The following is a 22,083-nucleotide window of genomic DNA, read 5'->3' on the forward strand; positions in this document are numbered from 1 at the left end:
CTGAGCGCAAAATGAACATGCATCCGACCCGCCACCCTAGCCCCAAATTGCATGATGGCGCCGTCACGAGTACAATCTCGCACCCCTTTTATCAGGAGTATCGAGTCATCTCGTGCTCTGGGTGTACCTCATCGGGTGGCCGTGCGTCGAGTACGGTCGCACCATGCCGATGACCCTATACGGCGCCATCAGGTGGCGCCGTCCTGATTTGCAATCAGACAGAAAGAGTCCAACATGTTCAGACCAGAATTGCTCTCCCCCGCCGGGACCCTCAAGAATATGCGTTACGCCTATGCCTATGGCGCCGACGCAGTCTATGCGGGCCAGCCGCGCTACAGCCTGCGGGTGCGCAACAACGAATTCGATCACGAAAATCTGCAGCTCGGCATCAACGAGGCCCATGCCCTGGGCAAGCAGTTCTATGTGGTGGCCAACATCCAGCCCCACAACTCCAAGCTCAAGACCTTCATCCGCGACATGCGCCCCGTGGTGGACATGAAGCCGGATGCGCTCATCATGTCAGACCCCGGTCTCATTATGATGATGCGCGAAGCCTTCCCGGATATGCCCATTCACCTCTCGGTGCAGGCCAACGCGGTCAACTGGGCCACGGTGAAGTTCTGGCATCAGATGGGCCTGACCCGCGCCATCCTGTCGCGCGAGCTGTCCCTCGACGAGATCGAAGAGATCCGCATGCAGGTGCCCGAGATGGAGCTGGAAGTCTTCGTCCACGGGGCGCTGTGCATGGCCTACTCGGGCCGCTGCCTGCTCTCCGGCTACATCAACAAGCGCGACCCCAACCAGGGCACCTGCACCAACTCCTGCCGCTGGGAGTACAAGGTGCACGAGGGCAAGGAAGATGACGTGGGCCAGATTGTGCACCGTCAGGAGCCCATCGCCGTGCGCCCGGACAACACCCTGGGGCTCGGCAAGCCGAGCGATGCCCTGGTGCTGCTGGAAGAGTCCAACCGCCCAGGCGAATACATGACGGCGTTCGAGGACGAGCACGGCACCTACATCATGAACTCCAAGGACCTGCGCGCCGTCGAGCACGTGGAGCGCCTGACCAGGATGGGGGTGCACTCCCTGAAAATCGAAGGCCGCACCAAGTCCTTCTACTACTGCGCCCGCACCGCCCAAGTCTATCGCAAGGCCATCGACGATGCGGTCGCCGGTCGTCCGTTCGATCCGACCCTGATGGGCACCCTCGAGAACCTGGCCCACCGTGGCTACACCGAGGGCTTCCTGCGCCGCCACAACCACAGCGAGTACCAGAACTACGACTACGGCTACTCCGTCTCCGACACCCAGCAGTTCGTCGGCGAGATCACCGGTCGCCAGGGCGACATGGTGGAAGTGGAAGTGAAGAACAAGTTCCTGGTGGGCAACAGCCTGGAGCTGATGACGCCGCAGGGCAACGTCAGCTTCAACCTGGAGCAGATGCAGAACCGCAAGGGGGAGCTTATCGACACGGCGCCGGGCAACGGCCACGTTGTCTATGTGCCGGTCCCCAAAGAGATCGACGTCAACTACGGCATACTGCTGCGTAACCTGGGCGATCGTCAGGACACCCGCCAGCCACATTCGGCGGCCTGAGATGGCGCTGCTCATCACCGACAAGTGCATCAATTGTGACATGTGCGATCCCGAGTGTCCGAACCAGGCCATCAGCCTGGGGGACAAGATCTACGAGATCGACCCGGATCGCTGCACCGAATGCGTCGGCCACTATGAGAAGCCCACCTGCATCAGCGTCTGCCCTATCGATTGCATCATCTGGGATCCTGCCCATGTGGAGACCGAAGAGCAGCTGATGGACAAGTTTGTGCTGATGCACAGGCAGTAGTACCGAACCTGCGGGTTACGGACTGCATCATCCAGAAATAGAAAAAGCCGGGCATGCCCGGCTTTTTCTATTGCACTGCAGCCCGGTCAGGGCTTGATAAGTTTCTGCAGCGCCTCAAGCTCGCGTTGGGCCTCCAGCAGCTCGGCCTGGGATGCCTCCAGCTTGGCCTGCTTCTTGGCGATCTTGTCCGGCTTGCCCGAGACCCGGGCGCTCTGCAGATCCGCCAGGCGCTCCTCCACTTCTTGCTTCTGCTTGGCGACCTTCTCTTGCTGTTCCTCGACGAGGCCGGCATCGGTGCAATGGGTCTCGATGTTGCGCAGGGCCTGCTCCAGACCCGCCACCTGCTGCGCGTTATCGTGCGCCCGGGCGAAGCTCAACTGCTCAGTCACCGCCTGATGCCTGGCCTTGCAGCCGACGTTTTCACTGCCATAGGCCTGTCCGGCCAACAGCAATAATCCTATTCCGGCAATCTTCCACATAACGACCTCTTTGCTCTGTCATACTGGATGGCCGCCTATGAGACCTGACTCATCTCCCGAGGTCAAGGCACAGGGAAAGGGCTACGACAGAGTTTGCACTGGGTCATGCCGCCGCCATGCCGACGACGCTACAATGCCCCTTTCAACCCGGAGAGTCCCATGAAGCAACAGATCCTCATCATCGCCAACGGCGCCCCCTATGGCAGCGAGTCCCTGTTCAATGCCCTGCGTCTGGGGATAGCCCTCAACGAGCAGGAAGGCACAACGCTGACGCTCTTCCTGATGTCAGACGCGGTCGGCGCCGCCCTGGCGGGCCAATCCCCTGCCGAGGGCTACAACCTGCGCCAGATGCTGGAGATCCTGCTGGCACAGGGCACTGTCATCCGACTGTGCAAGAGCTGCACCGACGCCCGTGGCATCACGGCCCTGCCCCTCATCGAGGGCATCGAAATAGGTACTCTGCCCCTGCTGGCCCAGTGGACCCTGGCGGCCGACAAGGTGCTGACCTTCTGATCATCAAGATCCGGCACTGACCCGGGCCAGCGCCGGGCGCGGGATCCGGGTGCTCAAGCCATAGAGCATCAGGATCACCAGGCAGAGCAGTGCCATCAGGGCATAGAGCCAGCCACCTCCCCAGTTGGCCAGGATCCAGCCCCCCAGCAGGGCGCCGATGGCGACCCCGAGCCCGGACATGGAGGCCGCCCCGAAATAGCTCCCCTTCAGATGACTCGGGGCCATCTGATCGATCAGCACGTTGAGCAAGGGGAACAGGATGCACTCGCCGACGCTCAGCAGGATCACCGCCACTATCCAGTGCCACCAGATGGCGGTGTTTCCGAGGGCAAACAGCAGCTGGGCGCCGAGAAAGAGCGCCACCCCGAGTTGCAGCCGGCGCTTGGTGGGCCAGCGGGCCGTCAGGTGCAACAAGGGGAACTGCAGTATCACTATGGTCAGCGCATTGGTGCTCACCAGCCAGCCGATGAGTCGCTCCACCTCAGGGGTGCCGGCTCGGGTCAGGTACTGGATCAGGGGTGACTCGAACTGTACATAGACCAGCATCAGCAGCACGTTCGCCAGGGTCAGCAGCAAGAAGCCCCTGTCCTGCCAGAGTACCCGCAACACGGCGCGCATGCCGGGGCCGGCGGCATGGCTTGCCTGACAGGCGGCCAGCCGAAAGCCGACGAAGAAGATGAAGCCGAGCAGCAGATAGCTGACACTGAGCAGCAGGAAGGTCTCCTGCCGTGCGCTCAGGCCGTAACTGACCCCGAGCAGGGGGCCTATGGCCGCCCCCAGGTTGAGCAGAAAATAGCGCAGGTGCAGCGCCAGCTCGCGGGCTTTGGGCTCGGCCAGGCTATCGGCCATCAGCGCCTTGCCCGGTGAGTCGATGAGCCCGTAGGAGAGCCCGCTGCCGATCACCCCCATCGCCAGCCAGATCACCTGATGGGAGAGGCCGAGCAGAGCGACGCTCAGGGCCGACACCAGGCAGCCAAACAGCAGTATGTTGCGCCTCCCCCACTTGTCCGACAGCCAGCCGCCATAGAAGCTGACCAGGGTGGAGAGGGCCGCCGTGGCCCCCAGGATGAGGCCGATCAGGGTCGCCGAGAGGCCATAGTCGCGGTAGAGCAGGATGGAGAGAAAGGGCCAGACCATGAAGAAGGTGGTGCGCACCATGAAGGTACCCAGGATCACGATCCAGACTAACGGGGGAAACTGCCTGAGATAGGCCCATGACATGCTGCACTTCCTTTTGACAACGTGACGGCGAGTCGTCCCTTATAGCAACTGGCGCCAAAAGGAACAAGGCCTCTTCTCCCTGGTCCCCTCAGGCAGACAGACAGGCACAAAAAAGCCGACCCTGAGGTCGGCTTTTCACAGAACGGATGCCTTATTCTGCAGCCGGCTCTTCGGCAACGGCCACGTCGGCAACCGGGGCGGCGGCTTCGGTCGGTGCATTCGCTTCCTTGATGGAGAGACGCACGCGGCCCTGACGGTCCACTTCCAGTACCTTCACCTTCACCACGTCACCGATCTTCAGGAAGTCGGCCACGTTCTGCACGCGGGCATCGGTGATCTGGGAGATGTGTACCAGACCGTCTTTACCCGGCAGGATATTGACGAAGGCGCCGAAATCGGCCAGACGCACAACCTTGCCTTCATAGATGCGGTTCACTTCGATCTCGGCGGTGATGGCCTCGATGCGACGGATGGCTTCCATGGCGGCTTCGTTGGCAACGGCGGAGATGCGGACGGTACCGTCATCATCCAGCTCGATGTTGGTGCCTGTCTCTTCGGTCAGGGCACGGATCACGGAACCGCCCTTGCCAATGACATCCTTGATCTTCTCAGGATTGATCTTGATGGTGTGGATGCGCGGGGCGAAATCGGAGATCTCGGCACGGGGAGCCTGGATGGCCTCGTCCATGACCTTCAGGATGTGCAGGCGAGCGCCACGGGCTTGCTTGAGGGCAATCTCCATGATCTCTTTGGTGATGCCTTCGATCTTGATGTCCATCTGCAGCGCGGTGATACCTTCGGTAGTACCGGCCACCTTGAAGTCCATGTCGCCCAGGTGATCTTCGTCACCCAGGATGTCGGACAGCACGACGAAACCTTCTTCTTCCTTCACCAGACCCATGGCGATACCGGCAACGGAGGCCTTGATCGGCACACCCGCGTCCATCAGCGCCAGGGAGGAACCACAGACGGAGGCCATGGAGGAGGAACCGTTGGATTCGGTGATTTCAGACACCACGCGTACCACGTACGGGAACTCGGCGGCGCTCGGCATCACGGCAGCAACGCCGCGCTTGGCCAAACGACCATGACCGATCTCACGACGCTTGGGGCTGCCCATCATGCCGGTCTCGCCGACGCAGTACGGCGGGAAGTTGTAGTGCAGCATGAAGCGGTCGGCACGGTGGCCAGACAGCTCGTCGATGTTCTGGGCGTCACGCTCGGTACCCAGGGTCGCAACCACGATGGCCTGAGTCTCACCACGGGTGAACAGGGCGGAGCCGTGAGCGCGGGGCAGGATGCCGGTGCCGACGGACAGGGCGCGGATCATTTCCGGATCGCGACCATCGATGCGCGGCTCGCCACGGACCACACGGCCACGGACGATGCGGCTTTCCAGGCTGTGGAACTCTTCGCCGATCTTCTTGGCATCTTCTTCCACGCCGGAGGCGATGACCTGCTCGACCACGCGAGCCTTGATGGCACCGATGGCGGCGTAACGCACGGCCTTCTCGGTGATGCGATAGGCTTCACCCAGTTCGGCAGTGGCCAGCTCGGCAACCTTGGCTTTCAGCGCTTCGTTGACGGCAGGCGGGGTCCAGTCCCACGGCTGGGTACCCACGTCGGCGGCGAATTCGTTGATGGCGTTGATCACCACCTGCATCTGCTCATGGCCATAGACCACGGCGCCCAGCATCACCTCTTCGGAGAGGATGGCCGCTTCGGATTCCACCATCAGCACGGCGTTGGCGGTACCGGCAACCACCAGGTCCAGATCGCTCTGGGGCAGTTCGGTGGTGGTCGGGTTCAGCACGTACTGACCGTTCATGTAACCCACGCGGGCAGCAGCAATCGGGCCGCCGAACGGGATACCGGAGATGGCCAGGGCAGCAGAGGCACCGATCATGGCAACGATGTCGGGGGACACGGCCGGGTTCACGGACATGACGGTGGCAACCACCTGAACCTCATTGAGGAAGCCTTCCGGGAACAGCGGACGAATAGGACGGTCGATCAGGCGGGAGATGAGGGTCTCACCTTCGCTCGGACGGCCTTCACGACGGAAGAAACCACCCGGGATACGACCAGCAGCATAGGTACGCTCCTGGTAGTTGACGGTCAGCGGGAAGAAGTCACGGCCGTGATCGGCCTCTTTCTTGCCAACGACGGTCACAAATACGCAGGTATCGTCCATGCTGACCATGACGGCCGCAGTGGCTTGACGGGCCATCACACCGGTTTCCAGGGTGACGGTGTGTTGACCGTACTGGAATGACTTTACAATAGGATTCACGTGAATTTCCTTTTTACAATTTGGCGCTTTAAATTCGCGTGCAAGTATACTTGATTCGCATCAAAAGGTAAGCGGTGGCACGCATTCTGTGAGGCAGGCAACGGTTTGCCGCGCGATAAAAATGATCCATAAAAAAGGGGAACCTGATGGTTCCCCTTTTTCGCGAAATCTGATGGTCGATTAACGACGCAGACCCAGCTTGGCAATCAGAGCAGCGTAACGCTGAACGTCTTTACGCTTCAGGTAGTCCAGCAGCTTACGACGCTGGGAAACCATGCGCAGCAGACCGCGACGACCGTGGTGATCCTTGGAGTGCTCCTTGAAGTGACCTTGCAGATGGTTGATCTGGGCAGTCAGCAGGGCAACCTGCACTTCGGGGGAACCGGTGTCGTTGGCGCAACGAGCGTTGTCAGCAACGATGGAAGCTTTGATCTCAGCATTTAGAGACATGGTATTACTCCAGTAGAGTGTTTAAAGGTTCACAGCCAATCTCTAATTCAGCCGTGAAATGAGGGCCGTATCATAATCGCAGCCGCCCCTTTTCGCAACGATAAAGAGGGGCAAGCTGCACGCGCCCTGGTCGGTGAGCCAGGGCGATAGCGCCAGAGGATCACTCCTCGTTGTTATCGTCGTGATAACGCACCAGTCGCTTGGGGGCGACCCGCCCTTCGTCGTCGATCTCGCCGACGCCGATGAACTCGCGCTCAGGACCGACCGTCATGCGGACCTGGCCGCTTTGCGGCGCACCCGCCACCTGCACGGCCTGGCCCTGGTTCACATAGGCGGCCACGGCCGTCAGCATGTTCACCTCGGGCAGGGACGCCACTGCGGTATCCATCGGCAGCAGCAGGGGATCCAGCTGCTCCCGCGGCGGAATGCTCTCGGCCTTGGCCTGCTCGAAGATGCACTCGAGCTGTTCGAGGGTCAGCATCCTGTCATAGGGATAGCTGGCCACCTGGGTGCGGCGCAGCTGGGTGACGTGGGCGCCACAGCCCAGCACTTCACCGAGATCATCCACCAAGGAGCGGATGTAGGTGCCCTTGCTGCAATGCACCTCGAGGCGCACCTCATCCCCTTCGAAACTCAGCAGTTTGAGCTCGAATACGGTGATGGGGCGGGCTTCCCGCTCGATCTCGATGCCTTCACGGGCGTACTCGTAGAGCGGACGACCGTTGTGCTTGAGGGCGGAGTACATGGACGGCACCTGCATGATGGGGCCGCGGAACTGGTCCAGCGCCTCGATCAGGGTGCCCACGGCCACGTTCACCGGACGGGTGGAGACCACCTCGCCGTCGGAGTCGCTGGTGTTGGTGCGCTCGCCCAGCTTGGCGGTGACCTCATAGCGCTTGTCCGCCTCCAGCAGATACTGGGAGAACTTGGTGGCCTCACCGAGGCAGATCGGCAACATACCAGTCGCCAGGGGATCCAGGGCGCCGGTGTGGCCGGCCTTGGCCGCGTTGTAGATCCGCTTGACCTTCTGCAACACATCGTTGGAAGTCAGACCGGTCGGCTTGTCCAGCAGCAGGATACCGTGTACGTCACGGCCCTTGAAACGACGTCTTCGAGACATCTCAGGCTTTGTCCTCAGTAGTATCATCCGGTGCGGCTTCGTCTTCTTCACGACCGGCTTCGGTCATGCGACGCTTGTCTTCACGCACAGTGTTGGTCACCAGGTTGGAGAGGCGCATCCCCTCGACCAGGGTCTGGTCGTAGTAGAAACGCAGCTCAGGCACCACCCGCAGACGCATGGCGCTGCCAAGCAGGCTGCGAATGTAACCGGCCGCCTCGGTCAGGCCCTTGAGCCCTTCCGCGATACGCTCGGCGTCATTCTCCAGCTGCAGGAAGGTGACGTAAATCTTGGCATAGTTGAGGTCCTTGGACACTTCCACGTCGGAGACGGTCACCATGCCGATGCGCGGGTCTTTCACCTCGCGCTGCAGGATCAGCGCGATTTCACGCTGGATCTGCTGCCCGACCCGACGGGTCCGGCTGAATTCTCTAGCCATATTCTATCCTGCGATAAAAGGGGGCCGCAGCCCCCTATTTGTTCTAACGCTCGGCTTACAGAGTCCGCTGAATTTCAATGGTCTCGTAAACTTCGATCTGGTCGCCTTCACGCACGTCGTTGTAGTTCTTGACCGCGATACCACACTCGTAACCGTTGCGGACCTCGTTGACGTCATCCTTGAAGCGACGCAGGGATTCCAGCTCGCCTTCATAGATAACCACGTTGTCACGCAGAACGCGAATACGGTTGGAACGCTTGACCACACCTTCGGTGACCATACAGCCGGCAACGGCGCCGAACTTCGGTGACTTGAAGACGCTACGGACTTCAGCCAGACCGATGATCTCCTGACGATACTCAGGGGCCAGCTTGCCGCTCATGGCCTGCTTCACTTCGTCGATCAGGTCATAGATGACGGAGTAGTAACGCAGATCCAGGCTCTCGGATTCGATGACCTTGCGCGCAGAAGCGTCGGCACGGACGTTGAAGCCCACCAGGATGGCGCTGGAAGCAGCCGCCAGGGTAGCGTCGGTTTCGGTGATACCACCGACCCCGGAACCCACGATCTTGACCTTGACTTCGTCGGTGGAGAGCTTGACCAGCGCATCGCAGATCGCTTCCACAGAACCCTGTACGTCGGCCTTGATCACCACGTTCACTTCGGACACTTCGCCCTCGGTCATGTTGGCGAACATGTTTTCCAGCTTGGCCTTCTGCTGGCGAGCCAGCTTGACTTCGCGGAACTTGCCCTGACGATAGAGTGCCACTTCACGGGCTTTCTTCTCGTCACGCACGACGGTGGCTTCGTCACCGGCAGAGGGAACACCGGACAGACCCAGGATTTCCACCGGCAGGGATGGACCCGCTTCCTTGATCTCGCGACCCAGTTCGTCACGCATGGCGCGAACACGGCCGTACTCGAGACCACAGAGCACGATGTCACCCTGGCGCAGGGTGCCTTCTTGTACCAGTACGGTAGCAACAGGGCCACGACCCTTGTCCAGGAAGGATTCGATCACGACGCCGTTGGCCATGCCATCGACTACCGCTTTCAGCTCCAATACTTCGGACTGGATCAGGATGGCTTCCAGCAGATCGTCGATGCCTTCGCCGGACTTGGCGGAGACGTGAACGAACTGGCAATCGCCACCCCAGTCTTCGGACATGACGTTGTAACGGGCCAGCTCGGTCTTGACGCGATCCGGATCCGCTTCTGGCTTGTCGATCTTGTTGACCGCCACCACCAGGGGCACTTCTGCCGCCTTGGCGTGCTGGATGGCTTCGATGGTCTGCGGCATGACGCCGTCATCGGCAGCAACCACCAGAACCACGATGTCGGTCGCCTTGGCACCACGAGCACGCATGGAGGTAAACGCAGCGTGACCCGGGGTATCCAGGAAGGTGATCATGCCACTGTCGGTCTCGACGTGGTAAGCACCGATGTGCTGGGTAATGCCACCGGCTTCGCCAGCGGCGACCTTGGCTTTGCGGATGTAGTCCAGCAGCGAGGTCTTGCCGTGGTCGACGTGACCCATGATGGTCACGACAGGGGCACGCGGCTTGGCTTCGGAGGTCTCGTCACGATCGGACAGAACCGCTTCTTCCAGCTCGTTCTCACGGCGCAGCACCACCTTGTGACCCATCTCCTCGGCGACCAGCTGAGCGGTCTCCTGATCGATCACCTGGTTGATGGTGGCCATGGCACCCATCTTCATCATCACCTTGATGACTTCAACGCCCTTGACGGCCATCTTGTTGGCCAGCTCGGCCACTGTGATGGTCTCGCCGATGACGACGTCACGGTTCACCACGGCAGCCGGCTTGTTGAAGCCGTGCTTCATGGCGTTCGGCATGGCCATCTTGCCACGCTTGCCCTTGCGGGCACGGGGGTTGCGGGAGTCGCGGTCGTCTTCGCGGCGAGTGGCCTTTTTCGGGGCCTTGGCAGCGGCAGCCGTGCGACGGCTGGTCTCTTCCTTACGATCCAACTCATCTTCGGCCGCTTGCGCGTGCTTGTTGGTGGTCAGATGGTAATCGCTGCTCTCTTTGGCGCGAGCGGCCTCTTCCTCGGCCCAACGGGCCGCATTCTGTTCCGCCATGACACGAGCCTCTTCGGCTTTCTTCGCGGCGAGTTCTTCAGCTTTTTGCAAAGCTGTCTGTTCTTGTTGGCGCTTCAGTTCTTCTGCTTCGCGCTTGGCCATCTTTTCTGCCTCTTGCTGAGCTGTGCTAGCGGCTACTTTGGCGGGCTGTGGAGCCTGTCGAGCCTTTGATTGTGCCTCGATCCGCGCCTTTTCCTCAGCTTCACGACGAGCCTGCTCAGCCTCACGGCGAGCCTTCTCTTCAGCGTCGAGACGAGCCTTGTTTTCGGCCTCGTGACGAGCTTTTTCTTCTGCTTCCAAACGCGCTTTTTCCTCGGCTTCCGCCTGACGCTGTTCATCTTCCAGCGCCGAGCGTTTTACATAGGTGCGAGTCTTGCGCACTTCAACCTGCACTTCCTTGTTCTTGCCGCCAGTCCCTTGAACACTCAAGGTGCTCTTGGTCTTGCGCTGCAAAGTCATGCGGGCTGGTGCGGTGATCTCGTCACCTCCATGCTGTTTTTTCAAGTGAGCCAGCAGAGTCTGTTTCTCAGACTCGCTGACGAGGTCGTCGGCCTTGCTCTTGCTGATACCGGCATCGACAAACTGCTGGAGAAGACGATCAACCGGCGTGTCGATGTCAGTGGCAAGTTGTTTGACTGATACTTCTGCCATTCATTTTCCTCCGTTTGACCTTATTCAGACTGCTCTTCTCCGAACCAACAGATATTGCGAGCAGCCATAATCAGCTCACCGGCTTTCTCAGCGGTCAGCTCTTCAATGTCGGCAAGGTCGTCGATACCTTGCTCTGCCAAATCTTCCAGGGTGCCGACGCCGCGAGCGGCCAGGGCATACGCCATGTCACGGCCAAGGCCGTTGAGATTGAGCAGTTCTTCGGAAGGCTCTACGCCGTCGAAGGATTCTTCTTTGGCCAGGGCCTTGGTGGTCAGGACATCCTTGGCACGCTTGCGCAGCTCTTCCACCATGTCTTCGTCCAGACCGTCGATGGCCAGCAGCTCATTGACGGGTACGAAGGCGATCTCTTCCAGGGTGGAGAAACCTTCTTCCATCAGCAGACCGGCGAAATCGTCGTCGATGTCCAGCGCGCTGGTGAACAGGGTCAGGATGCGATCGTTCTCGGCCTGGTGCTTGGCACGCATGTCCTCGACGGTCATGACGTTCAGCTCCCAACCGGTCAGCTGGGAGGCCAGACGCACGTTCTGACCGTTGCGGCCGATGGCCTGGGCCAGGTTGGCGGCTTCCACGGCGATGTCCATGGTGTGGTTGTCTTCATCAACGATGATGGAGGCCACATCGGCAGGCGCCATGGCATTGATCACGTATTGGGCCGGGTTGTCATCGTACAGGACGATGTCGGCACGCTCACCGCTCAGCTCGGCGGAGACGGCCTGAACACGGGCACCACGCATGCCGATACAGGCACCGATCGGGTCGATACGACGATCGTTGGTCTTGACCGCGATCTTGGCGCGAGAACCCGGATCACGGGCGGCACCCATGATTTCGATCATCTCTTCGCCGATTTCCGGCACTTCAATGCGGAACAGCTCTTTCAGGAAATCCGGGCTGGAGCGGCTGACGAACAGCTGGGAACCACGGGCTTCCGGACGGACTGCGTAGAGCAGGCCACGGATGCGGTCGCCCGGACGGAAGGTCTCGCGCGGCAGCATGTCGTCGCGGAAGATCACCGCCTCGGCATTGCTGCCCAGATCCAGGATCACGTTGTCGCGGTTGCTCTTCTTGACCACGCCGCTGATGATGGTGCCTTCCTTGTCCTTGAACTGGTCAACGACTTGGGAACGCTCGGCCTCGCGCACTTTCTGCACGATAACCTGCTTGGCGGTCTGGGTGGTGATGCGGTCGAAGGTCACAGAGTCAATCTGGTCTTCAACATAGTCGCCGATCTGGATATCCGGCTGCTCGATCTGAGCGGCTTCGAGGGTGATTTCCCCGTACGGGTTCTCCATGGAAGCCTGATCGGCCACCACGACCCAACGGCGATAGGTGTCGTAGTCACCGGTCTTGCGATCGATCTCGACCCGAACTTCAATCTCGCCTTCGTATTTTTTCTTGGTCGCAGTCGCCAGCGCAGTCTCCAGAGCCTGGAAAATCTTCTCGCGGGGGACAGCCTTCTCGTTGGACACAGCGTCAACGACCAGCAAAATCTCTTTATTCATATCCGATAGCCTCGTTAACCAAAGTTCGGCACTATGTTCGCTTTTTGGATATTGGTGAAAGCCAACACCTCGTCCTTACCATCTACTGTCAGGGTGATCATGTCCCCCTGCACAGCTTTGATTACGCCTTTGAACTTGCGGCGGTTGTTTGTTGCCATCCGAAGCGAAACCGCCGCCTCTTGGCCAACGTATTTTTCGAACTGGGCAACCTTGAACAGCGGACGATCCAGGCCCGGGGAGGAAACCTCGAGGTAATACTCCTCGGTGATGGGATCTTCAACGTCCATGATGGCGCCAACCTGGCGGCTCACCTCGGCACAGTCTTCCACCGTCACGCCTTGCTCTGAGTCGATGAAGACGCGCAAGGTCGAGTGCTTACCCGCACGGATAAACTCGACACCCCAAAGTTCAAAACCCAAGGCAACGACCGGAGCCTCGAGCAGATCGGTCAAACGTTGTTCCAACGTAGCCAAAGTCACCCTCCGAAAAACAAAAAAAGGGCATATAGCCCAGATAGAGATCGATTCAGAGTAAATCGCACATAACAAAAAGCCCCGATGTCAAATCGGGGCTTGGCGCTTTACCCTGATTGTCGCCTCGCAGCGACCGCCTTCCTGAGCGTAGGAAATGCGTGAAATTTGGTTGCGGGGGCCGGATTTGAACCGACGACCTTCGGGTTATGAGCCCGACGAGCTACCATGCTGCTCCACCCCGCGTCCGAAATCGTGCGAGATTATAGCCACTTCATTCTTATCACACAAGACTGACTGGCTATAACTTCCCGGTTACCCGGGTTCACTGCTTAATTGGTGCCGTGGGCGGGACTCGAACCCGCACACCCTAGAGCACTACCCCCTCAAGATAGCGTGTCTACCAATTCCACCACCACGGCAAAAACTCTTTACTCGGGAACGTCAGTGTCTTTCTTCACTGGCGCTTTGGTCTGCTCAACTTGCTGAGTCTGTTGCAGATTTTCCCATTCGCTACCCTGTTTTACCTTGTTGCTTGACATGGAGCCGAGCACCAGGCTGATCAAAAAGAACAGAGTGGCCAAAATTGCAGTTGTGCGGGTCAGGAAACTGCCTGAACCACCGGAGCCGAATACAGTATTCGATGCCCCTGCGCCGAAGGAGGCGCCCATATCAGCCCCTTTACCTTGCTGAATCATCACCAGACCGATCAGAGCCAGTGACACCAGCAGATAAACGACTAAAAGAATCTCGTACATTTAACTTGCACCCTTTGCCGCTTCAACAATTCCTAAAAACGCATCGCTGTCGAGGCTTGCTCCACCTATCAGCCCGCCATCAATGTCGGGTTGGGCAAACAAATCTCTCGCGTTGGTCGGCGTCACGCTCCCACCATAGATGATCCTGACTTTCTCACCTATTACCGGAGTATCCTCCGCCAAGCGACCACGTATAAAGGAATGAACCTCTTGTGCCTGCTCGGGTGTGGCGCATTTACCTGTACCTACAGCCCAAATCGGCTCGTAGGCGATGATAGCATTATCGAAAGCCATCGCGCCATTTTTCTCTATGACGATATCCAGCTCTTCGGCGATCACCTCGAAGGTTCTTCTCGCCTGTCTCGCCGCACCTGACTCCCCCAGACAAAGGATGGGAATCAAACCTGCCGCTCTGACTGCCGCAAACTTCTCTGCGACGATAAAGCTGGTCTCACCAAAGAGACGCCTGCGCTCGGAGTGACCGACCAGTACGTATCGGCACCCTGCCTCGACCAGCATCTCACACGAGACTTCACCCGTATAAGCGCCCTGTCTGTGCTGGCTCACATTCTGAGCCCCCAACCTTATCACCTTCTGCTCATCGAGCAGTCGTGCGGTAAAGTCGAGATGCACATGGGAAGGACAGAGAACAACATCTACATCATCACCAACACCCTTCAGGCACTGACTCGTAAACTGCTCTAACTGCGACCTACTGCCGTGTAACTTCCAGTTGGCGGCTACAAACGGCTTGCGATGTCCCATCGGCAACTCCCTTGCGAAAGCGGGGCTGATAATATCCAGAGGATGATCAGCTGACAAGTGCTATTTTCAAATTTTCGAATCGTTTGAACAAGATACAACCAGGGAGATTAAAAAATCGCCCTGGTTGCTCATTAAAACGCCGATTCGACCTGTTGGGCGATGCGCTGTGCCATGTCACGCACCTGTTGCTCATGCTCTCCTTCCACCATCACCCGGATCAGGGGCTCGGTGCCAGATTTGCGCAGCAGGACACGGCCACGGCCACCCAGTTCCTGTTCCACCTTGGCCACTTCCTGCTGCACGGCTTCGGCCGCCAGCGGATCCTTGCCCTCGGCAAAACGTACGTTCACCAGTACCTGGGGGAACTTGCTCATGCCGGAGCGCAGCTTGGCCAGCGGCATCTCCGCAGAGCACACCGCCGTCAGCACCTGCAGGGCGGCGACTATACCATCCCCTGTGGTGGTCTGATCCAGGCAGATGATGTGACCCGAGTTCTCGCCACCGATGCGCCAGCCCTTCTCGTTCATCATCTCGAGCACATAGCGGTCACCCACCTTGGCACGGGCAAAGGGGATCCCCAGGGTCTGCAATGCCAGCTCCAGGCCCATGTTGGCCATCAGGGTACCGACCACGCCGCCCTTGAGGCGACCGTTGCGCAGTGCATCGCGGGCGATGATGTAGAGGATCTCGTCCCCGTCGATGATGTAGCCAGTGCTGTCTACCATCACCAGGCGATCGCCGTCACCATCGAAGGCGACACCGAGATCGGCCTTGCACTCCAGCACCTTGGCGGCCAGCGCCTCAGGTGCGGTGGAGCCCACCCCATCGTTGATGTTGAGGCCATCCGGGCTGCAACCGATGGCAATCACCTCGGCGCCCAGCTCGCGGAACACCGAGGGAGCGATGTGATAGGTGGCGCCATGGCCGCAATCCACCACCATCTTCACCCCTTCCAGGCTCAGATGGGTGGGGAAGGTGCTCTTGCAGAACTCGATGTAACGGCCGGCGGCATCGTCGATGCGCTGCGCCTTGCCAAGTTCGGCGGACTCCACGCACTTGAGCTCGTGATCCAGTTCGGCTTCGATGGCCAGCTCCACCTCATCGGGCAGCTTGGTGCCGTCGGCGGAGAAGAACTTGATGCCGTTGTCGTAATAGGGGTTGTGGGAGGCGCTGATGACGATGCCAGCCTCGGCACGGAAGGTGCGAGTCAGGTAGGCCACCGCCGGGGTCGGCATGGGGCCCATCAATATGGCCTTGAGGCCCGCAGCGGAGAGGCCCGCTTCCAGCGCCGATTCCAGCATGTAGCCGGAGATCCGGGTGTCCTTGCCGATCAGCACCTTCTTGGTGCCCTTCTTGGAGAGCACCTTGCCGGCGGCCCAGCCCAGCTTCATCACGAAATCCGGGGTGATCGGGTATTCACCCACCTTGCCGCGCACACCGTCTGTGCCGAAGTACTTTCTGGTCATTGTCTGTTCTCGTTATTTTATCTGGATACGAAATCTTGTCCCGTCATGGTCATCCAGCCTACGCGCAGCGCGTCCATGGTGGCTCGCACGTCGTGCACCCGAATGATCCTGGCGCCATGTTGCAACCCGATCAGGGCGCAGGCCAGGCTGCCGGCCAGCCGCTCATCAACGGGGCGGCCAAGCAGATTGCCTATCATAGACTTTCGCGACATCCCCACCAAGAGCGGCAGACCGTAATCCAGCAACTTCTGCTGCTCGGCCAGCAACTGATAGTTGTGTGCCAGCGTCTTGCCAAAGCCATAACCCGGATCCAGCAGCAGGTGCTGGCGCGGGATCCCTGCATCCAGGCAAGCGGCTATCCGCTCGTCGAAGAAGGCCCTCACCTCCCCCAGCAAGTCGTCGTAATGAGGTTCGGCCTGCATGGTTCTCGGCTGTCCTTGCATGTGCATCAGGCACACGGGCACGTCAGCCTCTGCCGCGGCAACCAGGGCACCAGGCTCGAGCAGGGCCCGCACATCATTGATGAGATGGGCGCCTGCCGCGCAGCCCGCCCTCATCACCGCAGCCTTGGAGGTATCGAGGGAGATCATCACATCGAGCTCCTGCACCATCCGCTCGACCACGGGGATGACCCTGTCCAGCTCTTCCTGCTCGCTCACATCGGGGGCGCCGGGGCGAGTCGACTCGCCACCGATGTCGATAAGGGTGGCCCCCTCCTCCGTCATCTGGCGGGCATGAGCCAGGGCCAGTTCAAGCTGCTTGAAGCGGCCGCCATCTGAGAAAGAGTCCGGTGTCACGTTGAGGATCCCCATGACGTGGGGACGCTCCAGGGAGAGGCTGCGCCCCTTGCTGATTAGTTGCATCTTTACATCTACCTGTCACAAGAAAATCTGGGTATCCGCACAAAGAAAAACCCCGGGCAAGCCCGGGGTTTGGATCATAAAAGCTTACTTGGCCGGCACATCGTTCGCCTTGTCGATGTCACTGCGCGGTGCGCTGTTGTCATCGGCCTGCGCCTTGACCTCGGGCTCGCTGCTCACGCTGGCGCCCCCTTGCGGGGTGTCACCGTGCTCATCGTGCCAGTTGCTGGGAGCACGTACCTCACGACGGGCCATCAGATCGTCGATCTGCTTGGCATCGATGGTCTCGTACTTCATCAAGGCATCCTTCATGGTGTGCAGCACATCCATGTTGTCCTGCAGGATCTGCTTGGCACGAGCATAGTTGCGATCGATGACCTGCTTGACCTCGGCATCGATGACGCGCGCGGTGTCGTCGGACATGTGCTTGGCCTTGGCCATGCTGCGACCGAGGAAGACTTCACCGTCTTCTTCGGCATAGAGCATGGGGCCCAGACGCTCGGACATGCCCCACTGGGTCACCATCTTGCGGGCGATGTCGGTGGCACGCTCGATGTCGTTGGAGGCACCGGTCGATACCTTCTCGGCACCATAGATCAGCTCTTCCGCCAGACGGCCGCCGTACAGGCTGGAGATCATGGACTCCAGATGCTGCTTGGAGTGGCTCCAGCGATCCTGCTCCGGCAGGTACATGGTCACCCCAAGGGCGCGGCCACGGGGAATGATGGAGACCTTGTAGACGGGATCATGATCCGGCACGACCCGACCGATGATGGCATGGCCGGCTTCATGATAAGCCGTCATCTCCTTCTCGGATTCCTTCATCACCATGGAGCGACGTTCCGCCCCCATCATGATCTTGTCCTTGGCCTTCTCGAACTCGTTCATGGAAACCACGCGGCGGCTCTCACGGGCGGAGAACAGGGCGGCTTCGTTGACCAGGTTGGCGAGATCGGCACCGGAGAAACCAGGGGTACCACGGGCAATCAGAGCAGGATTGACGTCATCCGCCAACGGAACCTTGCGCATGTGCACTTTCAGGATCTGCTCACGACCACGAACATCCGGCAGACCGACCACGACCTGACGGTCGAAACGACCCGGACGCAGCAGAGCGGGATCCAGCACGTCGGGACGGTTGGTTGCGGCTATGACGATGACGCCTTCATTGCCTTCGAAGCCATCCATCTCGACCAGCATCTGGTTCAGGGTCTGCTCACGCTCATCGTGGCCGCCACCCAGACCGGCGCCACGCTGGCGACCGACCGCATCAATTTCATCGATGAAGATGATGCAGGGGGAGGATTTCTTGGCCTGCTCGAACATGTCGCGCACCCGGGAGGCACCGACACCCACGAACATTTCGACAAAGTCGGAACCCGAGATTGTGAAGAAGGGCACCTTGGCCTCACCCGCGATGGCCTTGGCCAGCAGGGTCTTACCTGTACCGGGCGGGCCGACCAGCAGCACGCCGGTGGGGATCTTGCCGCCCAGTTTCTGGAACTTGGTCGGATCGCGCAGATAGTCGACCAGCTCTTTGACCTCTTCCTTTGCCTCGTCACAACCCGCCACGTCGACGAAAGTGGTCTTGATCTGATCCTCACTCATCAGGCGAGCCTTGCTCTTGCCGAACGACATGGCACCCTTGCCACCGCCGCCCTGCATCTGACGCATGAAGAAGACCCAGACACCGATCAGCAACAGCATCGGGAACCAGGAGATGAAGATGGACGTGATCAGAGACGGCTCTTCCGGCTTCTCACCCATCACCTTCACGTTGTGGTTGAGCATGTCGTTGAGCAGTTGGGGATCCGGCGCAGGGATGATGGTGGTGAAACGTTCACCGGTGCGCTTGACGCCATTAATGACCTTGCCATCCATCCGTACTTCACGGATCTGCTCTTGGGTCACTTCTTTCACGAAGCTGGAATAGTCCAGCTGGCGACTGGTGGTATCGCTGGGGCTGAAGCTATTGAACACCGACATCAGCACGACGGCGATGACCAGCCACAGGATTAGGTTTTTCGCCATGTCACTCAAATCAATGACCTCGCAGACTGACAGTTAACGATGAGGGTTAGGGTACTACAGTTTAAAACCGGTAGCCACAATGTAGACTTCTCGTGAACGGGCACGGGAGGAGTCTGGTTTACGAATCTTGACGACAGAGAAAAGTCTACGAATTTCATTGAGATAGGCGTCAAACCCCTCCCCCTGGAATACCTTGACCACGAAACTGCCATTACTGCGCAAGACCTGATTGCACATGTCCAGCGCCAGCTCGATCAGATACATGGAGCGAGCCTGATCCACCTGCTGGGTTCCGCTCATGTTGGGCGCCATGTCAGACATGACCACATCAACCTTGTCCGGGCCAACCCGGGCCAGCAAGGCGGCAAGCACAGTTTCCTCCCGAAAGTCCCCTTGCAGGAAATCGACACCGGCAATGGAATCCATCGGCAGAATATCGCAAGCAATCACTCGCCCCTTTTCACCCACCTGCTCGATGGCGAACTGGGACCAGCCACCGGGGGCCGCCCCCAGATCCACCACCGTCATGCCCGGTTTGAGCAACTTGTCCTTGCCCTGAATCTCATCGATCTTGAACACGGCGCGGGAACGCAGTCCCAACTTCTGGGCTTTTTTGACGTAATGATCGTCAAAATGTTCTTTTAACCAGCGGGTTGAACTGGGGGAATGTTTTTTCTGGGTCATGATTGTCGACTTTAAAAAACCACAAGGGTTATTAGTATTAAGGGCTAAGTGGGGGTAGAATACGCCCCTTTCAACCCTGACTTATGAAGAAATTGCCATGATTCTCAACAATAAACAGAAACAGTACCTCAAGGGCCTCGCCCACAGCCTGAAGCCGGTCGTCCTGCTGGGACAACACGGCCTGACCGAAGGGGTGCTGGCCGAGATCGATCTGGCGCTGAACCACCACGAGCTGATCAAGGTTAAGGTGTCGTCTGAAGATCGTGAGATGAAACAGCTGGTGATGGAAGCCATCGTCCGTGAGACAGGCGCCATCAAGGTACAGAGCATGGGCCATGTACTGACCATCTATCGTCAGGCCACAGAACCCAAGATCCAGTTGCCCCGCAAGTAACAGGAAAGAGCGTTCGCTCTTTCCTTCATTTCTCTTCTTCCCAAGTCGCTTGCCAAAATAGTCGTCAGGCCCTTAACCTGCGATGAATACTTGCGGACACCCACTATGGACAAGCATCAGATTCTCACCGACGAGGAGCTGGCCATGCTGCAGGACTTGGGAGACGCAGAGGACATGGCCGCCGGCCAGTTCCTGCGAGGCAACCTGAGCCTTCCCCTACAGAGCCTGTTGCAACGGGCCAGCCACTTGACGATCGAGGCCCGTATCGCCGGCCATCAACTGCGTTTTCCGCTGCATTGTACCCTGGCGGCGGAAGGCCACACCGAGCTGCGCATCGCCGCCCCCACCATCACAGAGCTGGGCTCCCCTCATCTGCGCGCCTGGCGACTCGATGAAAAAGCCGTCTTTCACACCAGCGATGCCGAGTATGAGGTGCACAGCCTCTCCCTTGGCGGTCTCATCGTAGCTGGCTTGCCACCTACCCTGGCCAAGGGCGACCGGCTGCACGGCACCCTCGACATCGAGGGATTGCCCCCCCTGGCACTGAGCGGCACCCTGATAAGGCATGTCCAGTCTCACCGGAAGCACCATGACTGGGCCTTGAAATTCCAGCTGGACAAGGGAGATCAGGAGCGACTGCGGGACTGGCTCTTCCAGCGTCATCAGGACGCCTTCGTCCAGACCTATCAGGGGGACTAAATGCAACAGGGGAGCCGGGCTCCCCTGTCTCTTCATCGCCCCTCATCGTCAGAGGTAGGCGACTTCCAGAATTTCGTACTCAACATCGCCGGCCGGTGTCTTGACGATGGCCACGTCGTCCACTTCCTTGCCGATCAGGGCACGGGCAATGGGAGAGTTCACGGAGATCATGTTCTGTTTGATGTCCGCCTCGTCGTCACCCACGATGCGGTAGACCACTTCCTCTTCCGTTTCGCTTTTCAGCAGGGTCACTGTCGCACCGAAGATGACGCGGCCATTGTTGGCAATCTTGGTGATATCGATCACCTGGGCATTGGAGAGCTTGCCCTCAATCTCCTGAATGCGGCCTTCACAGAAACCTTGCTGCTCGCGAGCGGCATGGTATTCGGCGTTTTCTTTCAGATCACCATGTTCACGGGCATCAGCAATCGCTTCGATAATCTGGGGACGCAGCTCGCTCTTCAGATAGTCGAGCTCTTGACGCAGCTTTTCAGCGCCGCGAACAGTCATCGGAGTATGATTCATAGTCGAAACCTGGGTTGCTTTATAAAGAGAAGCTGCGGCAATCAAAGAGAGCCGCAGCTATCGGTTCGGATGAGGCATCTTAATATGAAGCCGTCACAAAATCCATGTCAGCCCCTGCGAGCAGGATCGCGCTTTGAACGACCAAAGGCAGCCGGGGTGCTGAAGAAAATCGAGAGGATGAGGCGAAAGGAGGCAGCCACGGCGACCTTGACCATGGCTGCAATATTTTCGTTTTGGTTGTCTGATCAGGCTCACCACCGCATCGAGCCTCGCCTTGCCTAGGTGAAGTCCTGCTTGCAGACACGTTTCCATGCCTTGCTGGCGATCATCGGTCGAAGGGGATCAAAAGGCAGACCAACATCAAGCCAGCTTGCAAAACCACCTCAGTACCTGGAGTCGTAATAGCTGTAGATGCTCTTTTCCCAAGAGGTATCTGCCATGTTGGGCCAGTTGTCGCTATCAAACCCAGGGGCATTCTTCATGCGCTCCTCAGTGGTATCCATGATGAAGCGCTTGTTTTCAGTATCGACCTTCAGGGCGCTCCAGGGTACGGCAAACAGCTTCTCGCCGAGGCTGAGGAAACCGCCGAAGGAGAGCACTGCATAACACACCTTGCCGTTGTCGATATCCAGCATGAGCTCCTTGATGCTGCCCAGCTTTTCACCTCTCGGGTCGTACACATCGTCGCCATTGAGCGTGCTGGCGCTGAGTACTCTTGACCCAAGCTGACGACCGGTTTTGGTTGGAATGATATTGTTCATTTGATGCTCCTGACATTATTGGAAGAAGGCGTGAGGGGAA

The 22,083-nt window shown here is 59.0% G+C and carries 22 protein-coding genes and 2 tRNA genes; 5 read left to right on the top strand and 19 right to left on the bottom strand.

Translation table 11 applies throughout. The annotated features are described in order from the left end of the window. Positions 1-234 precede the first annotated feature (234 nt). Positions 235-1,596 (top strand): tRNA 5-hydroxyuridine modification protein YegQ, encoded by a 1,362-nt coding sequence (yegQ, locus tag WIR04_RS15450; RefSeq protein ID WP_042648800.1) that lies wholly within the window; start codon positions 235-237, stop codon positions 1,594-1,596. Between the two features lies 1 nt (position 1,597). Beyond that, positions 1,598-1,846: a YfhL family 4Fe-4S dicluster ferredoxin gene (locus WIR04_RS15455; RefSeq protein WP_025326072.1), complete on the top strand. Its 249-nt coding sequence runs from the start codon at positions 1,598-1,600 to the stop codon at positions 1,844-1,846. 86 nt (positions 1,847-1,932) lie between these two features. Here the strand turns inward: WIR04_RS15455 and WIR04_RS15460 are convergent, their stop codons facing one another. Beyond that, entirely contained in the window at positions 1,933-2,325 is a 393-nt protein-coding gene (locus WIR04_RS15460) for a DUF1090 domain-containing protein (RefSeq protein ID WP_171275619.1), read from the bottom strand. A 159-nt stretch (positions 2,326-2,484) separates the two neighbouring features. Between WIR04_RS15460 and WIR04_RS15465 the strand changes: the two genes are divergently transcribed. Further along, positions 2,485-2,838: a DsrE/DsrF/TusD sulfur relay family protein gene (locus WIR04_RS15465; protein WP_338888077.1), complete on the top strand. Its 354-nt coding sequence runs from the start codon at positions 2,485-2,487 to the stop codon at positions 2,836-2,838. 3 nt (positions 2,839-2,841) lie between these two features. Here WIR04_RS15465 and WIR04_RS15470 read toward each other — a convergent pair whose 3' ends face one another. The 16 genes from WIR04_RS15470 to rlmE form a co-directional block, all read right to left on the bottom strand. Then, complete coding sequence (locus tag WIR04_RS15470; RefSeq protein ID WP_338888078.1) at positions 2,842-4,059, bottom strand: MFS transporter; 1,218 nt, start codon at positions 4,057-4,059, stop codon at positions 2,842-2,844. A gap of 151 nt (positions 4,060-4,210) precedes the next feature. Continuing rightward, positions 4,211-6,352 (bottom strand): polyribonucleotide nucleotidyltransferase, encoded by a 2,142-nt coding sequence (gene pnp, locus WIR04_RS15475; RefSeq protein WP_338888080.1) that lies wholly within the window; start codon positions 6,350-6,352, stop codon positions 4,211-4,213. Between the two features lie 180 nt (positions 6,353-6,532). Continuing rightward, the gene (gene rpsO, locus WIR04_RS15480) at positions 6,533-6,802 is read right to left on the bottom strand and encodes a 30S ribosomal protein S15 (RefSeq protein WP_005326646.1); all 270 of its coding nucleotides are present in this window, start codon (positions 6,800-6,802) and stop codon (positions 6,533-6,535) included. Positions 6,803-6,962: 160 nt separating this feature from the next. Then, complete coding sequence (truB, locus tag WIR04_RS15485; RefSeq protein WP_263684543.1) at positions 6,963-7,922, bottom strand: tRNA pseudouridine(55) synthase TruB; 960 nt, start codon at positions 7,920-7,922, stop codon at positions 6,963-6,965. Position 7,923: 1 nt separating this feature from the next. Further along, entirely contained in the window at positions 7,924-8,358 is a 435-nt protein-coding gene (gene rbfA, locus WIR04_RS15490; RefSeq protein WP_005326642.1) for a 30S ribosome-binding factor RbfA, read from the bottom strand. 55 nt (positions 8,359-8,413) lie between these two features. Next, entirely contained in the window at positions 8,414-11,107 is a 2,694-nt protein-coding gene (infB, locus tag WIR04_RS15495; RefSeq protein WP_307765113.1) for a translation initiation factor IF-2, read from the bottom strand. Positions 11,108-11,127: 20 nt separating this feature from the next. Then, positions 11,128-12,630: a transcription termination factor NusA gene (nusA, locus tag WIR04_RS15500; protein WP_025326065.1), complete on the bottom strand. Its 1,503-nt coding sequence runs from the start codon at positions 12,628-12,630 to the stop codon at positions 11,128-11,130. A gap of 14 nt (positions 12,631-12,644) precedes the next feature. Beyond that, positions 12,645-13,103 carry a ribosome maturation factor RimP gene (rimP, locus tag WIR04_RS15505; protein ID WP_025326064.1) on the bottom strand — a complete coding sequence of 153 codons (459 nt, stop codon included), beginning with the start codon at positions 13,101-13,103 and terminating at the stop codon, positions 12,645-12,647. 166 nt (positions 13,104-13,269) lie between these two features. Next, positions 13,270-13,346 (bottom strand) — tRNA-Met (locus WIR04_RS15510). A 91-nt stretch (positions 13,347-13,437) separates the two neighbouring features. Continuing rightward, positions 13,438-13,522, bottom strand: a tRNA-Leu gene (locus tag WIR04_RS15515). 9 nt (positions 13,523-13,531) lie between these two features. Next, positions 13,532-13,858, bottom strand: a complete 327-nt coding sequence (gene secG / locus WIR04_RS15520) for a preprotein translocase subunit SecG (protein ID WP_025326063.1) — start codon at positions 13,856-13,858, stop codon at positions 13,532-13,534. Further along, positions 13,859-14,623: a triose-phosphate isomerase gene (gene tpiA, locus WIR04_RS15525; RefSeq protein WP_042648793.1), complete on the bottom strand. Its 765-nt coding sequence runs from the start codon at positions 14,621-14,623 to the stop codon at positions 13,859-13,861. 131 nt (positions 14,624-14,754) lie between these two features. Continuing rightward, on the bottom strand, positions 14,755-16,089 hold the full coding sequence (glmM, locus tag WIR04_RS15530) for a phosphoglucosamine mutase (protein WP_106887617.1): 1,335 nt from the start codon (positions 16,087-16,089) through the stop codon (positions 14,755-14,757). A 17-nt stretch (positions 16,090-16,106) separates the two neighbouring features. Beyond that, entirely contained in the window at positions 16,107-16,952 is an 846-nt protein-coding gene (folP, locus tag WIR04_RS15535; protein ID WP_338888091.1) for a dihydropteroate synthase, read from the bottom strand. 84 nt (positions 16,953-17,036) lie between these two features. Further along, complete coding sequence (gene ftsH / locus WIR04_RS15540) at positions 17,037-18,989, bottom strand: ATP-dependent zinc metalloprotease FtsH (RefSeq protein WP_025326059.1); 1,953 nt, start codon at positions 18,987-18,989, stop codon at positions 17,037-17,039. A gap of 45 nt (positions 18,990-19,034) precedes the next feature. Continuing rightward, positions 19,035-19,664: a 23S rRNA (uridine(2552)-2'-O)-methyltransferase RlmE gene (gene rlmE, locus WIR04_RS15545; protein ID WP_025326058.1), complete on the bottom strand. Its 630-nt coding sequence runs from the start codon at positions 19,662-19,664 to the stop codon at positions 19,035-19,037. A gap of 97 nt (positions 19,665-19,761) precedes the next feature. On the opposite strand from rlmE, the gene yhbY reads away from it, so the two are divergent. Then, on the top strand, positions 19,762-20,058 hold the full coding sequence (gene yhbY / locus WIR04_RS15550) for a ribosome assembly RNA-binding protein YhbY (protein ID WP_025326057.1): 297 nt from the start codon (positions 19,762-19,764) through the stop codon (positions 20,056-20,058). 105 nt (positions 20,059-20,163) lie between these two features. Further along, positions 20,164-20,757 carry a PilZ domain-containing protein gene (locus WIR04_RS15555; protein ID WP_338888095.1) on the top strand — a complete coding sequence of 198 codons (594 nt, stop codon included), beginning with the start codon at positions 20,164-20,166 and terminating at the stop codon, positions 20,755-20,757. A gap of 48 nt (positions 20,758-20,805) precedes the next feature. Here the strand turns inward: WIR04_RS15555 and greA are convergent, their stop codons facing one another. Both greA and WIR04_RS15565 read right to left on the bottom strand, forming a co-directional pair. Further along, positions 20,806-21,282, bottom strand: coding sequence for a transcription elongation factor GreA (greA, locus tag WIR04_RS15560; protein WP_025326055.1), 477 nt, complete (start codon positions 21,280-21,282; stop codon positions 20,806-20,808). A 383-nt stretch (positions 21,283-21,665) separates the two neighbouring features. After that, a complete protein-coding gene (locus tag WIR04_RS15565) occupies positions 21,666-22,043 on the bottom strand; it encodes a PRC-barrel domain-containing protein (protein WP_025326054.1) in 378 nt (125 codons plus the stop codon). Positions 22,044-22,083: the final 40 nt, after the last annotated feature.

Origin of the sequence: Aeromonas rivipollensis, assembly GCF_037811135.1 — a bacterium.
GTDB classification, from domain to species: domain Bacteria; phylum Pseudomonadota; class Gammaproteobacteria; order Enterobacterales; family Aeromonadaceae; genus Aeromonas; species Aeromonas rivipollensis.